The organism is Rhizobium sp. 9140 (genome assembly GCF_900067135.1).
Lineage (GTDB): Bacteria > Pseudomonadota > Alphaproteobacteria > Rhizobiales > Rhizobiaceae > Ferranicluibacter.
This window is the reverse complement of the sequence record NZ_FJUR01000001.1, coordinates 2,140,898-2,157,089: the sequence shown is the minus strand read 5'-3', so window position 1 is coordinate 2,157,089 and position 16,192 is coordinate 2,140,898. Positions and strand designations below refer to the sequence as shown.

Sequence of the window (16,192 nt, the reverse complement as noted above, 5' to 3'; positions counted from 1 at the left end):
CGGGGGTTATGAAACCGCTCTGGGTTTAACCTTTAGAGTCCGGTGGAGACGTCGATGGACTGACCGTCAGCAAGTGTGACGATCGCCTTCTTGACATCTCGCTGCCGGCCAGCGAAGCCACGGAAGCGCTTGAGCTTGCCCTTGCGGAGAAGCGTGTTCACTGCCGTAACCTTGACGCCGAACAGAGCTTCGATCGCAGCCTTGATCTCAGGCTTCGATGCGTCCTTGGCGACGTTGAAGATGATCTGGTTCTGTTCAGAAACCAGCGTGGATTTTTCAGTGATCGACGGAGAGAGGATCACATCGTAATGGCGAAGATCCGTCACTTGAACCGCTCCTCCAGAGCCTCGATCGCATCCTTGGAAAGCACGAGCTTGCCGCGGCGCAGAATGTCGTAAACGTTGATGCCCTGGATCGGGAGAACGTCCACGTTCGGGATGTTCTTGGCCGCGAGCTTGAAGTTGTTGTCGAGCTCGGCGCCGCCGATGAACAGGGCGTTGGTCAGGCCCAGCGATGCGAATGCACCGGTCAGGGACTTCGTCTTGGCTTCCGTCGCAACCAGGCTGTCGATGATGATCAGTTCATCGGCCTTCAGCTTGGCAGAGAGGGCGTGACGCAGGCCGAGCGCGCGAACCTTCTTGGGAAGGTCATGCTCGTGGCTGCGCGTGACCGGGCCGTGAGCCTTGCCACCGCCGCGGAACTGCGGAGCGCGTGCGGAATGGTGACGAGCGCGGCCCGTACCCTTCTGCTTGTACATCTTGGCGCCGGTGCGGGAGACTTCGCCGCGCGTCAGGGTCTTGTGCGTGCCCTGTTGCTTCTTGGCGAGCTGCCAGCGGATGACGCGGGCGATCAGGTCCTTACGGACATCCAGGCCGAAGATGGCATCGGACAGGGAAACCGTGCCTGCGTCCTTACCATCCAGTGTGGTGACGGTGAGATCCATTATTCGGCTCCCTCATGTGCTGCTGCGCGGACGCCGGCCGGACGCGGAGCGTTTTCCGGAATGCCGGCCTTGATGGCGTCGCGGACGACGATCCAGGAGCCCTTGGAGCCGGGTACGGCACCCTTGACGAGGATCAGACCGCGGTCTTCATCGGTGGATACGACTTCGAGGTTCTGGGTGGTGATGCGCGTCTGGCCCATATGACCAGCCATGCGCTTGCCCTTCCAGACGCGACCCGGATCCTGATTGGAACCGGTCGAACCATGCGAACGGTGCGAGACCGAAACGCCGTGCGTCGCACGCAGACCACCGAAGTTGTGGCGCTTCATGGCGCCGGCAAAGCCCTTACCGATCGAGGTGCCGGTGACGTCAACCAGCTGGCCGGTGACGAAGTGGCTTGCCGTCAGCTCGGAGCCGACGTCGATCAGGTTTTCCGAGGTTACCCGGAACTCGACCAGCTTCGCCTTCGGCTCGACGTTTGCGGCGGCGAAGTGGCCGCGCATCGCCTTTGGCGTGTTCTTGACCTTCGCCTGGCCTGCGCCGAGCTGCACGGCGACGTAGCCGTTCTTTTCTTCCGTGCGCTGGCCCACCACCTGGCAGTTTTCCATCCGCAACACGGTCACTGGAATGTGCTCGCCGGCGTCGTTGTAGACCCGGGTCATTCCCACTTTCTGTGCAATCACACCTGAACGCATCGGTTCATTCCTCTTCAGAGTCCCTGTCGGGGGAAACCCCTTCAGCCTCTTTGTTCAAGGCTTCCGTCCGGCATTCGCGCCATTGGTCACCCGTTTCTGGAAGTCGTTGGACGGAATGTCCACGTACCTTCCTTGTTATATCCACCCGGTCCGAAGCGTTCCGGGAGGGGCCTTTAGAGCTTGATCTCGACGTCGACGCCGGCGGCCAGATCGAGCTTCATCAGGGCGTCGACCGTCTGCGGGGTCGGGTCGACGATATCGAGAAGACGCTTGTGCGTGCGCATCTCGAACTGTTCGCGGCTCTTCTTGTCGACGTGGGGCGACCGGTTGACCGTGAACTTTTCGATACGCGTGGGCAGCGGCACGGGGCCACGGACGCTGGCGCCCGTACGCTTGGCCGTCGACACGATTTCGCGCGTGGAGGCATCGAGGATCCGGTGATCAAACGCCTTGAGGCGGATGCGGATATTCTGGCCGTTCATTCGACTAGTCCTTTTTTCCGTATGGGCAACTGGCCATACGCCAAATCTTCAATTGTTACGGTCGGCCGCGTCTTGTCAAAAAGCGCAGGAACCGGGTTGTTAGCGCCCGGTCCCTGCTAGGTCAACGGCCCAGCCGCTGATTACTCGACGATCGAAGCCACGATGCCGGCGCCGACGGTACGGCCGCCTTCGCGGATTGCGAAGCGCAGCTTTTCTTCCATCGCGATTGGAACGATCAGCTCGACGGCGACGGTGACGTTGTCGCCCGGCATGACCATTTCCGTGCCTTCCGGCAGCGTCACGATGCCCGTCACGTCCGTTGTGCGGAAGTAGAACTGCGGACGATAGTTCGTGAAGAACGGCGTATGACGGCCGCCTTCTTCCTTCGTCAGGATGTAGGCTTCGGCCATGAACTTCTTGTGCGGCTTGACCGAACCCGGCTTGCACAGGATCTGGCCACGCTCGACGCCGTCACGGGTGACGCCGCGAACGAGAGCGCCGATGTTGTCGCCGGCCTGGCCCTGGTCGAGCAGCTTGCGGAACATTTCGACGCCGGTGACGGTGGTCTTGGACGTCGCACGGATGCCGACGATCTCGACTTCTTCACCGACCTTGACGATGCCGCGCTCGACGCGACCGGTCACAACCGTACCACGACCCGAGATCGAGAACACGTCTTCGATCGGCATCAGGAACGGCATGTTGATCGGACGCTCAGGCGTCGGGATGTACGCGTCGACAGCGGCCATCAGTTCGCGGATGGCGTCTTCGCCGATCTTCTTGTCCGAATCTTCGAGAGCGGCCAGAGCCGAGCCCTTGACGATCGGAATGTCGTCGCCGGGAAAGTCGTAGGACGACAGGAGTTCGCGAACTTCCAGCTCGACAAGCTCGAGAAGTTCTGCGTCGTCAACCTGGTCGACCTTGTTGAGGAACACGACGATGGCGGGAACGCCGACCTGACGGGCCAGCAGGATGTGCTCGCGGGTCTGGGGCATCGGGCCGTCGGCTGCCGAGCAGACGAGGATCGCGCCGTCCATCTGCGCCGCACCGGTGATCATGTTCTTGACGTAGTCGGCGTGGCCGGGGCAGTCGACGTGCGCGTAGTGGCGAGCCGGCGTCTCATATTCGACATGTGCCGTCGAGATGGTGATGCCGCGGGCCTTTTCTTCCGGAGCGGCGTCGATCTGGTCGTACGCCTTGTATTCGCCGAAGTACTTCGTGATCGCTGCCGTCAGCGACGTCTTGCCATGGTCGACGTGACCGATCGTTCCGATGTTCACGTGCGGCTTGTTGCGTTCAAACTTGCTCTTTGCCATTTTCGGCTCTCCATCTGTGGCCCCTTGCGGGGTTCAATTCTGTTTTAACGGGCGTCAGTCAAGCTCCGGTCACTTCTGACCGGAGTACTTCGCCTGGATTTCGGTTGCGACGTTCGACGGAACCGGTGCGTAGTGATCGAAGACCATCGAGTACTGCGCGCGGCCCTGGCTCATGGAGCGCAGGTTGTCGACGTACTTGAACATGTTGGCCAGCGGCACGTTGGCAGCGATTACCACGGCGATACCGCGGCTTTCCTGGCCCTGGATCTGACCACGACGCGAGTTCAGGTCGCCAATGACGTCGCCGACGTAATCTTCCGGGGTAACGACTTCAACCTTCATCATCGGCTCGAGCAGCTGAGCGCCGGCCTTGCGCGATGCTTCACGGAAGCAGGCACGCGATGCGATTTCGAAGGCGAGGACCGAGGAGTCGACATCGTGGAAGGCACCGTCGATGAGCGTCGCCTTGACGCCGAGCATCGGGAAGCCCGCCAGCGGGCCGGAAGACAGAACGCTTTCGATGCCCTTCTGAACGCCGGGGATGTATTCCTTCGGAATGGAACCACCGACGATCTTGGACTCGAACTTGAACTCGTCGCCATCCGGGTTGGGTTCGAAGACGATCTTGACGCGCGCGAACTGGCCGGTACCACCGGACTGCTTCTTGTGCGTGTAGTCTTCCTCGTGCTTCTTCGTGATGGTCTCACGATAAGCAACCTGCGGCGCACCGACGTTGGCTTCGACCTTGAACTCGCGACGCATGCGATCAACGAGAATGTCGAGGTGAAGTTCGCCCATGCCGGCAATGATCGTCTGGCCGGACTCTTCGTCCGTCTTGACGCGGAACGACGGGTCTTCGGCAGCCAGACGGTTGAGCGCGAGGCCCATCTTTTCCTGGTCGCCCTTGGACTTCGGCTCGATGGCGATCTGAATGACCGGCTCGGGGAATTCCATGCGCTCGAGGATGACCTGCTTCAGGGGATCGCAGAGCGTGTCACCCGTCGTGGTTTCCTTGAGGCCAGCGAGAGCGACGATGTCGCCAGCGAAGGCTTCTTCGATGTCTTCACGGGAGTTGGAATGCATCTGCAGCATACGGCCGACGCGCTCGCGCTTTTCCTTGACCGTATTCATGACCGACGTGCCCTTTTCGAGCTTGCCGGAATAGATGCGGGCGAAGGTGAGCGAACCGACGAAGGGATCGTTCATGATCTTGAACGCGAGCATGGACAGCGGCTCTTCGTCCGTTGCATGACGCTCGATTTCGGCTTCCGTCTTGACGTCGATACCCTTGATGGCAGGGATGTCGGCCGGCGACGGCAGGTAGTCGCAGACGGCGTCGAGCAGGGGCTGAACGCCCTTGTTCTTGAAGGCCGTGCCGCAGAACATCGGGTGGAACTTGACGTCGATGGTGCCGCGACGAACGAGAGCACGGATCTGATCGTTGTCAGGCATGACACCGTTCAGGTAGTTCTCCATCGCTTCTTCATCGATATCGACAACCGTCTCGATCAGGAGCTCACGATATTCCTGAGCCTTGTCCTTCATATCGTCCGGAATTTCGACGACGTCCCACTGGGCGCCGAGCGATTCGTCACGCCAGACGAGAGCATTCATCTCGATCAGATCGATGACGCCCTTGAATTCGGTTTCTGCACCGATCGGCAGCTGCATGACGACCGGGATCGCGCCGAGACGCGACTTGATCATGGATACCGAGCGATAGAAGTCAGCGCCCGTCTTGTCCATCTTGTTGCAGAAGATCATGCGCGGAACGTTATACTTCTCAGCCTGGCGCCAGACGGTTTCCGTCTGCGGCTCGACACCGGCGTTGGCGTCGAGAAGAGCGATAGCGCCGTCAAGAACGCGCAGCGAACGCTCGACTTCAATTGTGAAGTCGACGTGGCCGGGTGTGTCGATGATGTTGAAGCGACGCATGGTGCCATCGCGACCCTTCCAGTAGGTCGTGGTCGCAGCGGACGTGATGGTGATGCCGCGTTCCTGCTCCTGCTCCATCCAGTCCATGGTGGCAGCGCCGTCGTGCACTTCGCCGATCTTGTGCGACTTGCCTGTGTAGTAAAGAATCCGCTCGGTGGTCGTGGTCTTGCCGGCGTCGATGTGCGCCATGATCCCAAAATTGCGGTAGTCTTCGATTTTATATTCGCGAGCCATGATGGACTGCCTTTCGAAAATGTACGTCGATTACCAGCGATAGTGCGAGAAAGCGCGGTTGGCGTCGGCCATCTTGTGCGTGTCTTCGCGCTTCTTTACTGCGCTACCGCGATTGTTCGCGGCGTCCATGAGTTCGCCGCAGAGGCGATCGATCATGGTCGTTTCGTTGCGCTTGCGAGCTGCGGCGATCAACCAACGGATGGCGAGAGCCTGACGGCGCTCCGGACGAACATCGACCGGAACCTGGTACGTCGCACCGCCAACGCGGCGCGAACGGACTTCTACGTGCGGAGCGATGTTGTCGAGAGCCGAATGGAACACGGCGACCGGCTCCTGCTTCAACTTGCCCTGAACGGCATCGAAAGCACCGTAAACGATGTTTTCAGCAACCGACTTCTTTCCATGAAGCATGATGGCGTTCATGAACTTGGTGACAACGAGATCGCCGAACTTGGGGTCCGGATTGATCTCACGCTTTTCTGCACTATGGCGACGGGACATATGTTTCGTCTCTCAACTTTATCTTTGTTTACCCAGCGAAATGGCGCTGGCGGTCGATTACTTCGGACGCTTCGCGCCGTACTTCGAACGGCGCTGCTTACGGTTCTTGACACCCTGGGTATCGAGAACACCACGGATGATGTGGTAGCGAACGCCCGGCAAGTCCTTGACGCGGCCGCCGCGGATCATCACGACGGAGTGTTCCTGCAGGTTGTGACCTTCGCCCGGGATATAGCCGATGACTTCGAAGCCATTGGTCAGGCGGATCTTGGCAACCTTACGAAGTGCCGAGTTCGGCTTCTTCGGGGTTGTCGTGTAGACGCGTGTGCAAACGCCGCGCTTCTGCGGATTTTCCTGAAGCGCCGGTACCTTGTTGCGCTTGACCTGTGCCTGACGCGGCTTGCGGATCAGCTGGTTTACGGTAGGCATATAACCATCCCTTGCAAAATCTTCGTTACCCTCTCGGGCGGATCAATGCCGTCTCCGGCTTTTGCGTACGCGTGGAAATGCGCGAACAAGGGCCGATCCGCGTTTCAGCAGATGCCCCATGAAAAGCAGAGGACGCCGTTTTCCGGCGTCTTGCGTGCAGCATTCTTGGTCTTCGGCGTGCGTTTGAACCTTGTTTGAGGCGAACTCCAGAACGTGTCGTTCCGAACCAGCCAGCCTCACATGGGCTCCGATGAGGCGGGGTGTACTGTTTTACCCCCCTCCCGTCAAGGGCAAATCCTAAAGATTCTCCCCTCCTGTCCGGCCGAAACCCCGCAAATGCGGGGTTTCCGACGCGGGGGGACGGGTTGCGAGACGGAGTCCAGGGCAGCACGTCATCGTCCGTCATGAGAATCGGCAACAGCTTGCAGAAAGAATCGCTTCTGCTCGAAGATGCCGCGGGAACGAATTGTCGGGACCGCCGCTTTTGATATAGATCACTTCATTGGCGCTCAATGCTGCATTTTCAAAGACCCGACAAGAGGAGTCTCCATGACGGTCCTGCCCGACAACGACAACAATTCCGACGATCCCATGGTCTTCATCATCATCGGCAAGGCCTTTGAAGAGGACGGCGGCGGAGAAGGTGTCGATATTCACGTCGTGCTCCGTGCGGCCGACGATGACTCCGCTGTCCGTGAAGCTCTGAACGCTCTGGCCGAGGAAGGCTTCCTCGAGGCGGACCTCGACCAGATTGGGATGCTCGAAGGCGTGCCGGAAGATGAGCCGCATGCGTCCGCTTACAAGGGTGCGCTGGAGGGAGAGGTGGCGATCATCCGGTTCAACTGATCACGCCCGAAGTCTGAACCGCCCTCACCTTCTGAGACTTCCAAACGTCAAAAGCCGCCCGGATCGCTCCGGGCGGCTTTTTTTAGGGGTCGCGTCTGACGATTACTCGGCAGGCGCGTTCTCGCTGGCCATATCGGCGAGCATAGGCGTTGCCGTATCCGCTCCGGTCGACTTGCGGCGTTCCTCGAGGATCATCTCGTCGCGCGCCGTGGCGATGCGACGGATCTGCGTCATGGTGCCGCCGGTGCCGGCCGGGATGAGGCGGCCGACGATGACGTTTTCCTTGAGGCCCTGGAGACCGTCGGTCTTGCCGGCGATCGCGGCTTCCGTCAGCACCTTGGTCGTTTCCTGGAAGGACGCGGCCGAGATGAAGGACGGCGTTTGCAGCGACGCCTTGGTGATGCCGAGCAGGACGGGATCGCCGTAAGCCGGCTTCTTGCCCTGTTCGATCAGCTGGTCGTTGACGTCTTCCAGTTCGATCCGGTCCACGCTGTCGCCGACGATGTAGGTCGAGTCGCCGGCGTCGGTGACTTCCACCTTTTGCAGCATCTGGCGAACGATCACCTCGATGTGCTTGTCGTTGATGACGACGCCCTGCAGGCGGTAGACTTCTTGGATCTCGTTCACGAGGTAGGAAGCCAGAGCCTCCACGCCCTTGATCGCCAGAATGTCGTGCGGCGCCGGGTTACCGTCGAGGATGTAGTCACCCTTTTCGATATAGTCGCCGTCCTGAAGGTGAAAGGGCTTGCCCTTCGGGATCAGGTACTCGACCGGCTCGACACCGTCTTCCGCCGGCTCGATCAGCACGCGACGCTTGTTCTTGTAGTCGCGACCGAAACGGATCGTCCCGTCGATCTCCGCGATGATCGCATGGTCCTTCGGACGACGCGCTTCGAAGAGCTCGGCAACACGCGGCAGACCACCGGTGATGTCCTTGGTCTTGGCGCTTTCCAGCGGCGAACGTGCCAGCACATCACCCTGAGACACCTTCGTACCGGGCTCCACCGACAGGATCGCATCGACCGAGAGCAGGAACCGGGCTTCGCCACCGCGCGACAGCTTGGCAACGACGCCGTTCTTGTCCTTGATGACGATGGCCGGCTTCAGGTCGATACCCCTTGGCGTCGAACGCCAGTCGATAACCTGACGCTTGGTGATGCCGGTCGCTTCGTCGGTCGCTTCGAGAACGGAGATACCATCGACGATATCCTCGAAGTGAACCGTCCCTTCGACTTCCGTCATCATCGGACGCGTATAGGGGTCCCACTCTGCGAAGCGCTGACCGCGACGAACCTTGTCACCGTCATCCACGAAGATCTTCGAACCGTAGGCCACACGCTGCGAGGACCGTTCCACGCCGCGCTCGTCCAGGATCTGGATCGCCATATTACGGCCCATGGCGATGAGGATGCCATCGGAGTTGCGCAGCATGTTGCGGTTCTTGATCTGGATCGTGCCTTCGTACGATGCTTCCAGGAACGACTGGTCAACCACGTTTGCCGTGCCACCAAGGTGGAACGTACGCATGGTGAGCTGCGTGCCCGGCTCGCCGATCGACTGGGCCGCGATGACACCGACCGCTTCGCCCATGTTGACAGGGGTACCGCGGGCAAGGTCGCGACCGTAGCAGACGCCGCAGACGCCGGTCTGGATTTCGCAGGTCAGGGCCGAGCGGATCCGGATCGACTGGATGCCTGCCTTTTCGATCTCGACGACGTCGGCTTCCAGGATCATGCGGCCAGCATCGACGATGCGCTCACCCGTGACCGGATGATCGATGTTGTCGAGCGCCGTACGACCGAGAACGCGGACGCCAATGGAGGCAACGACCTGACCGGCATCGACAATGGCGGTCATGGTGAGGCCGTTTTCGGTACCGCAATCGACCGAGTTGACGATGCAATCCTGCGCAACGTCAACGAGACGACGCGTCAGGTAACCGGAGTTCGCCGTTTTCAGGGCGGTGTCTGCGAGACCCTTACGGGCGCCGTGGGTTGAGTTGAAGTACTCGTTAACGGTCAGACCTTCCTTGAAGTTCGAGATGATCGGGGTCTCGATGATTTCGCCCGAGGGCTTGGCCATCAGACCACGCATCCCGCCCAGCTGACGCATCTGGTTCGGAGAACCGCGCGCGCCGGAGTGCGACATCATGTAAATCGCGTTCATTGGCTTCTGACGGCCGTTGTCGTCGAACTCGACGGCCTTAATGCGGGCCATCATGTCTTCGGCGACCTTTTCAGTGGCCTTGCCCCAGGCGTCTACAACCTTGTTGTACTTTTCGCCCTGGGTGATCAGGCCGTCATTGTACTGCTGTTCGTATTCCTTCACCAGCGACTCGGTGTCGCCGACGATCTTCGCCTTGGTTTCCGGAATGACCATGTCGTCCTTGCCGAACGAAATGCCGGCGCGGCAGGCGTGGGCAAAGCCGAGCTGCATGATGCGGTCGCAGAAGATGACCGTGTCCTTCTGGCCGCAATGGCGGTAGACCGTGTCGATCATCTTGGAGATGTTCTTCTTGGTCAGCTCCTGATTGCAGACGTCGAACGGCACGTTGACGTTCTTCGGCAGGAGTTCGCCGATGAGCATGCGGCCGGGGGTCGTTTCGAAGATCTTGGAGAGCGGCTTGCCGTTTTCATCGACCGACTTGAAGCGACCGCGGATCTTGGCATGCAGCGTGACCGACTTGTTGTCGAGCGCGTGATGCAGCTCCCCGATGTCGGAGAAAGCCATGCCTTCGCCCGGCTCGTTCTGGTTCATGATCGACAGGTAGTAGAGCCCGAGAACCATGTCCTGCGAGGGAACGATGATCGGCGCGCCGTTGGCCGGGTGCAGGATGTTGTTGGTCGACATCATCAGCACGCGGGCTTCGAGCTGGGCTTCGAGCGACAGCGGCACGTGAACGGCCATCTGGTCGCCGTCGAAGTCGGCGTTGAACGCCGTGCAGACGAGCGGATGCAGCTGGATGGCCTTGCCTTCGACCAGCGTGGGTTCGAAGGCCTGGATGCCCAGACGATGCAGCGTCGGCGCGCGGTTCAGCAGAACCGGATGCTCGCGGATAACCTCGTCCAGGATATCCCAGACTTCCGGCTTTTCCTTCTCGACCAGCTTCTTGGCCTGCTTGACGGTGGACGAGAAGCCCTTGGCGTCGAGGCGAGCGTAGATGAACGGCTTGAACAGTTCGAGCGCCATCTTCTTCGGCAGGCCGCACTGGTGCAGCTTCAGTTCCGGACCGGTCACGATGACCGAACGGCCGGAATAGTCCACGCGCTTGCCGAGCAGGTTCTGGCGGAACCGGCCCTGCTTGCCCTTCAGCATATCGGACAGCGACTTCAGCGGGCGCTTGTTGGCACCCGTGATGACGCGGCCGCGACGGCCGTTGTCGAACAGCGCATCGACGGATTCCTGCAGCATGCGCTTTTCGTTGCGGATGATGATGCCGGGTGCGCGCAGTTCGATCAGCCGCTTCAGGCGGTTGTTGCGGTTGATGACGCGGCGGTAGAGATCGTTCAGGTCGGACGTCGCGAAACGACCACCGTCCAGCGGCACGAGCGGACGCAGGTCCGGCGGGATCACCGGAACGACCTTCATGATCATCCATTCCGGGCGGTTGCCGGATTCCATGAAGTTCTCGACGATCTTCAGGCGCTTCATCAGCTTCTTCTGCTTCAGCTCGGACGTGGTGTCAGCCATGTCCTGGCGCAGATCGCCGGCGATCTTCTCGAGATTCATCGAGGCGAGCATCTCGTAGATCGCTTCCGCGCCGATCATCGCCGTGAACTGATCTTCGCCGAACTCGTCGACGGCGATCATGTACTCTTCTTCCGAGAGAAGCTGGTTCTCTTTCAGAGAGGTCAGGCCCGGCTCAGTGACGATGTAGTTTTCGAAGTAGAGAACGCGTTCGATATCCTTCAGCGTCATGTCGAGAAGCGTCGAGATGCGGCTCGGCAGGGACTTCAGGAACCAGATGTGGGCTACAGGGGCAGCGAGCTCGATGTGGCCCATGCGCTCGCGGCGAACACGCGACAGCGTGACTTCCACGCCGCACTTTTCGCAGATGATGCCCTTGTACTTCATGCGCTTGTACTTGCCGCACAGGCACTCGTAGTCCTTGATCGGCCCGAAGATGCGCGCGCAGAAAAGGCCGTCGCGTTCCGGCTTGAACGTACGGTAGTTGATGGTTTCCGGCTTCTTGATCTCGCCGAACGACCACGAGAGAATCTTCTCCGGCGACGCGATCGAGATACGGATCGAATCGAAGGTCTGTGCAGGCATCTGCGGATTGAAAAGGTTCATGACCTCTTGGTTCATGCCTATCTCCTTTGGGGCAAGGCCCCTTATCATGAGCGCGGGTGGCCGGCATTTCCCGGGACGCCGGCCCCTCTGCTCGTCAAACGGATAAAACCGCATCGGGTGCGGCTCAGCGCCCTGCCCCGTCACCCCTTAGAAGGATGACCGGCAGGACCTGCGCGCGCCTGGTCGCGGCGCGCGCGTCAATCGCGTTTTATTCAGCGGCGTCCGGCAGCTGCGTCGGCTGGAGCTCTTCAAGCTTCGAGTTCTCAAGCTCGACGGACAGGCCGAGGGAGCGCATTTCCTTGACGAGAACGTTGAAGCTCTCCGGAATGCCTGCCTCGAACGTGTCGTCGCCGCGCACGATCGCCTCGTAGACCTTTGTACGCCCGGCCACGTCGTCCGACTTCACCGTCAGCATTTCCTGCAGGGTGTAGGCGGCGCCGTAGGCTTCCAGAGCCCAGACTTCCATTTCCCCGAAGCGCTGACCGCCGAACTGGGCCTTGCCGCCAAGCGGCTGCTGGGTGACGAGCGAATAAGGACCGATCGAACGCGCGTGGATCTTGTCGTCCACGAGGTGGTTCAGCTTCAGCATGTAGATGTAGCCGACTGTCACCTGACGGTCGAACTGGTCCCCTGTGCGGCCGTCGTAAAGCGTGGACTGACCGGAAACGTTCAGGCCTGCCTGCTCCAGCATTTCGTTGACGTCGGCTTCCACCGCGCCGTCGAAGACCGGCGTCGCGATCGACACACCGCGGCGTGTCTGCTCGGCCAGACGAACGATGCTATCGTCGTCGTAGTCCTTGATCGGCTCGCCCTTCGGACCGGATCCGATGACGCTGTCGATGACATCGCGCAACGGCTGGATTTCAGCCCCTGCCTTATAGGCATCGAGCATCGCGCCGATCTTGCGACCCATGCCGGCGCAAGCCCAGCCGAGGTGCGTCTCGAGGATCTGGCCGACGTTCATGCGCGACGGCACGCCCAGCGGGTTCAGAACCACGTCCACATGCGTACCGTCTTCCAGGAATGGCATGTCTTCGATCGGAACGATGCGCGACACGACACCCTTGTTGCCGTGACGGCCGGCCATCTTGTCGCCCGGCTGGATCTTTCGCTTCACAGCGACGAAGACCTTGACCATCTTCATGACGCCCGGAGGCATTTCGTCGCCGCGCTGGACCTTTTCGACCTTGTCCATGAAGCGATGCTCGAGCAGCGACTTCGACTCGTCGTATTGACCCCGCAGAGCTTCGATCTCGCCCTGAGCCTTTTCGTCCTCGACGGCGAACATCCACCACTGCGAGCGGGGATATTCGGAGACGATCGCGTTGGTCAGCTCCGTGCCCTTCTTGAAGTTCTTCGGACCTGCAACGGCGGCGTGGCCGCGCAGCATGTCGATCAGACGGGCATAAACGTTGCGGTCGAGGATCGCCTGTTCGTCGTCGCGGTCCTTCGCGAGACGCTCGATTTCCTCGCGCTCGATCGCCATCGCACGTTCGTCCTTTTCAACGCCGTGGCGGTTGAAAACGCGAACTTCTACGATGGTCCCGAACGTGCCCGGGGGCATACGCATGGACGTGTCGCGGACGTCGGAAGCCTTCTCGCCGAAGATAGCGCGCAGGAGCTTTTCTTCCGGCGTCATCGGGCTTTCACCCTTCGGCGTGATCTTGCCGACGAGGATGTCGCCCGGCTGCACTTCCGCACCGATATAGACGATGCCGGCTTCGTCGAGGTTCTTCAACGCCTCTTCCGAAACGTTCGGAATGTCGCGCGTGATTTCTTCCGGACCCAGCTTCGTGTCGCGCGCCATTACTTCGAATTCTTCGATGTGGATGGAGGTGAACACGTCGTCGCGCACGATGCGCTCGGACAGCAGGATCGAGTCCTCGTAGTTGTAGCCGTTCCAGGGCATGAACGCGACAAGCGCGTTGCGGCCAAGTGCGAGGTCGCCGAGGTCGGTCGAAGGACCGTCGGCGATGATGTCGCCCTTGTTCAGGATGTCACCGACGGTAACCAGCGGGCGCTGGTTGACGCAGGTGTTTTGGTTGGAGCGCTGGAACTTCTGCAGGCGATAGATATCGACACCGGACTTGCCGGACTCGAGATCTTCCGTTGCGCGGATAACGATACGCGTCGCGTCCACCTGGTCGACGACGCCGCTACGGCGAGCCGCGATGGCAGCGCCCGAGTCGCGGGCAACGACAGGTTCCATGCCGGTGCCCACGAACGGCGCTTCGGCGCGCAGCAGAGGCACGGCCTGACGCTGCATGTTCGAGCCCATGAGCGCACGGTTCGCATCGTCGTTCTCGAGGAACGGGATGAGAGCGGCGGCAACGGACACGAGCTGCTTCGGCGAGACGTCCATCAGGTTGATCTGGTCGCGCGGCGTCAGCATGACTTCGCCCGAGTGACGGCAGACGACGAATTCTTCCTCGAATTCGTTCTCGGCGTTCAGCACGGAGTTGGCCTGTGCGACGTGGTACTTGGCCTCTTCCATCGCGGAAAGGTAGACCACTTCGCGCGTCACCTTGCCGTCCACGATCTTGCGGTACGGGCTTTCGATGAAGCCGTACTTGTTGACGCGGGCGAAGGTTGCGAGCGAGTTGATCAGACCGATGTTCGGGCCTTCCGGCGTCTCGATCGGGCAAATACGGCCGTAGTGGGTCGGGTGAACGTCGCGGACTTCGAAGCCTGCGCGCTCGCGGGTCAGACCGCCCGGTCCAAGAGCCGAAAGACGGCGCTTGTGGGTGATTTCCGAGAGCGGGTTCACCTGGTCCATGAACTGCGACAGCTGCGAGGAACCGAAGAACTCGCGCACGGCGGCAGCTGCCGGCTTCGCGTTGATCAGGTCCTGCGGCATGACGGTGTCGATCTCGATCGACGACATGCGTTCCTTGATGGCGCGCTCCATGCGGAGAAGGCCGAGACGATACTGATTTTCCATCAGCTCGCCGACGGAACGAACGCGGCGGTTGCCGAGGTTGTCGATGTCGTCGATTTCGCCCTTGCCGTCACGCAGATCGACCAGCATCCGGACCACGGCAAGGATGTCTTCCTTGCGCAGAACGCGGACCGTATCGGCAGCATCGACGTCGAGACGCATGTTCATCTTCACGCGGCCGACGGCGGAGAGATCGTAACGCTCCGAATCGAAGAACAGCGTGTTGAACATGGCTTCAGCCGAATCCATGGTCGGCGGCTCGCCCGGGCGCATGACGCGGTAGATATCGAACAGAGCGTCCTGACGGTTCTCGTTCTTATCGACGGCAATGGTGTTGCGGATGTAGGCGCCGACATTGATGTGGTCGATGTCGAGAACCGGGATCTCATCGAAGCCCGCGCCCAGGATCACGCCGAGCGTCTTCTCGTCGATCTCGTCACCGGCTTCCAGGAAGATTTCGCCCGTTTCCATGTTGACGAGGTCTTCGGCAAGATAGTTGCCGTAGAGATCGTCGTCGGAAGCCTTGATAGCCTTCAGACCCTTCTCGGTCAGCGAACGCAGCAGACGCGGCGTCAGCTTCTTGCCGCTTTCCACGACGACTTCGCCGGTGTCGGCGTCGATCATCTCGGTGATGGCCTTCTGGCCCTTGAGGACCTCCGGCTGGAACGGAATCCGCCAGCCCTTGCCGTCACGCTTGTAGAAGGACTTCGTGTAGAACGTCTCGAGGATCTCCTCGCCATCCATGCCGAGTGCCATCAGCAGAGAGGAGACGGGGATCTTGCGGCGACGGTCGATACGTGCGTGCACGATGTCCTTGGCATCGAATTCAATATCGAGCCAGGAACCGCGATATGGAATGACGCGTGCAGCGAACAGCAGCTTACCAGACGAGTGGCTCTTGCCCTTGTCGTGGTCGAAGAACACGCCCGGCGAACGGTGCATCTGCGAAACGATGACGCGCTCGGTGCCGTTGACGATGAACGTACCGTTGTTCGTCATGAGCGGCATGTCGCCCATGTAGACGTTTTGTTCCTTGATATCCTTGACGGACTTCGCGCCCGTATCTTCATCGATATCGAACACGATGAGGCGCAGCGTCACCTTGAGCGGCGCTGCATAGGTCAGGTCGCGCTGACGGCATTCATCGACGTCGAACTTCGGGGGCTCGAACTCATAGGAGACGAACTCCAGCATGGAGGCGCCGGAAAAGTCGCTGATCGGGAAGACGGACTTGAAAACCGACTGCAGTCCCTCGTCAGGACGGCCGCCAGCCGGCTCCTTGACCATCAGGAACTGGTCGTAGGACGCCTTCTGAACCTCGATAAGGTTCGGCATTTCTGCGACTTCGGGGATTTTGCCGAAAAACTTGCGTACGCGCCTGCGACCGTTAAACGTAAGGGTCTGAGCCATCGTCGCTCCTTCAATATGTGCATCCGGGCCTGCAACGGACGGGGACCGATGGCCAGTCGACCCCGTCTAAGATGGATTGCTCAATCTCGTCTCGCGGCCCAGGACACAAAGCGCGGAATGCCGTGTCGTCCAGGTGCCGGGACCATCCTCTTGAAGAACCCATTACCAAA

Annotated in this window: 11 protein-coding genes; 1 reads left to right on the top strand and 10 read right to left on the bottom strand. The window is 60.4% G+C overall.

Annotated elements, in window-relative coordinates; genetic code table 11:
* Nucleotides 1-32 precede the first annotated feature (32 nt).
* From GA0004734_RS10085 to rpsL, 8 genes are all read right to left on the bottom strand, one after another.
* Nucleotides 33-326, bottom strand: a complete 294-nt coding sequence (locus GA0004734_RS10085; protein WP_062468296.1) for a 50S ribosomal protein L23 — start codon at nt 324-326, stop codon at nt 33-35.
* The gene (rplD, locus tag GA0004734_RS10080; RefSeq protein WP_092933399.1) at nt 323-943 is read right to left on the bottom strand and encodes a 50S ribosomal protein L4; all 621 of its coding nucleotides are present in this window, start codon (nt 941-943) and stop codon (nt 323-325) included. Before rplD ends, GA0004734_RS10085 begins: the two co-directional genes overlap by 4 nt.
* Nucleotides 943-1,638 (bottom strand): 50S ribosomal protein L3, encoded by a 696-nt coding sequence (gene rplC / locus GA0004734_RS10075; protein WP_062468299.1) that lies wholly within the window; start codon nt 1,636-1,638, stop codon nt 943-945. Before rplC ends, rplD begins: the two co-directional genes overlap by 1 nt.
* A gap of 173 nt (nt 1,639-1,811) precedes the next feature.
* Entirely contained in the window at nt 1,812-2,120 is a 309-nt protein-coding gene (gene rpsJ / locus GA0004734_RS10070; RefSeq protein WP_003507767.1) for a 30S ribosomal protein S10, read from the bottom strand.
* A 140-nt stretch (nt 2,121-2,260) separates the two neighbouring features.
* Entirely contained in the window at nt 2,261-3,436 is a 1,176-nt protein-coding gene (gene tuf / locus GA0004734_RS10065; RefSeq protein ID WP_092933380.1) for an elongation factor Tu, read from the bottom strand.
* 69 nt (nt 3,437-3,505) lie between these two features.
* Nucleotides 3,506-5,605, bottom strand: a complete 2,100-nt coding sequence (fusA, locus tag GA0004734_RS10060) for an elongation factor G (protein WP_092933397.1) — start codon at nt 5,603-5,605, stop codon at nt 3,506-3,508.
* 30 nt (nt 5,606-5,635) lie between these two features.
* Nucleotides 5,636-6,106 (bottom strand): 30S ribosomal protein S7, encoded by a 471-nt coding sequence (rpsG, locus tag GA0004734_RS10055; protein ID WP_018325882.1) that lies wholly within the window; start codon nt 6,104-6,106, stop codon nt 5,636-5,638.
* A 57-nt stretch (nt 6,107-6,163) separates the two neighbouring features.
* Complete coding sequence (gene rpsL / locus GA0004734_RS10050) at nt 6,164-6,535, bottom strand: 30S ribosomal protein S12 (protein WP_003507760.1); 372 nt, start codon at nt 6,533-6,535, stop codon at nt 6,164-6,166.
* Between the two features lie 549 nt (nt 6,536-7,084).
* Here rpsL and GA0004734_RS10045 point away from each other — a divergent pair.
* Nucleotides 7,085-7,381 (top strand): transcriptional regulator, encoded by a 297-nt coding sequence (locus GA0004734_RS10045; protein WP_092933395.1) that lies wholly within the window; start codon nt 7,085-7,087, stop codon nt 7,379-7,381.
* A 102-nt stretch (nt 7,382-7,483) separates the two neighbouring features.
* On the opposite strand, the gene rpoC is transcribed toward GA0004734_RS10045, so the two are convergent.
* Complete coding sequence (rpoC, locus tag GA0004734_RS10040; RefSeq protein WP_092933393.1) at nt 7,484-11,689, bottom strand: DNA-directed RNA polymerase subunit beta'; 4,206 nt, start codon at nt 11,687-11,689, stop codon at nt 7,484-7,486.
* Between the two features lie 193 nt (nt 11,690-11,882).
* On the bottom strand, nt 11,883-16,022 hold the full coding sequence (gene rpoB, locus GA0004734_RS10035; RefSeq protein ID WP_092933391.1) for a DNA-directed RNA polymerase subunit beta: 4,140 nt from the start codon (nt 16,020-16,022) through the stop codon (nt 11,883-11,885).
* Nucleotides 16,023-16,192: the final 170 nt, after the last annotated feature.

Bases quoted from the DNA above. Each gene is read 5' to 3' on its own strand.
- rpoB (WP_092933391.1), bottom strand. From the start codon at position 16,022: ATGGCTCAGACCCTTACGTTTAACGGTCGCAGGCGCGTACGCAAGTTT.
- rpsJ (WP_003507767.1), bottom strand. From the start codon at position 2,120: ATGAACGGCCAGAATATCCGCATCCGCCTCAAGGCGTTTGATCACCGG.
- GA0004734_RS10045 (WP_092933395.1), top strand. From the start codon at position 7,085: ATGACGGTCCTGCCCGACAACGACAACAATTCCGACGATCCCATGGTC.
- fusA (WP_092933397.1), bottom strand. From the start codon at position 5,605: ATGGCTCGCGAATATAAAATCGAAGACTACCGCAATTTTGGGATCATG.
- rplC (WP_062468299.1), bottom strand. From the start codon at position 1,638: ATGCGTTCAGGTGTGATTGCACAGAAAGTGGGAATGACCCGGGTCTAC.
- rpsG (WP_018325882.1), bottom strand. From the start codon at position 6,106: ATGTCCCGTCGCCATAGTGCAGAAAAGCGTGAGATCAATCCGGACCCC.
- rplD (WP_092933399.1), bottom strand. From the start codon at position 943: ATGGATCTCACCGTCACCACACTGGATGGTAAGGACGCAGGCACGGTT.
- tuf (WP_092933380.1), bottom strand. From the start codon at position 3,436: ATGGCAAAGAGCAAGTTTGAACGCAACAAGCCGCACGTGAACATCGGA.
- rpoC (WP_092933393.1), bottom strand. From the start codon at position 11,689: ATGAACCAAGAGGTCATGAACCTTTTCAATCCGCAGATGCCTGCACAG.
- rpsL (WP_003507760.1), bottom strand. From the start codon at position 6,535: ATGCCTACCGTAAACCAGCTGATCCGCAAGCCGCGTCAGGCACAGGTC.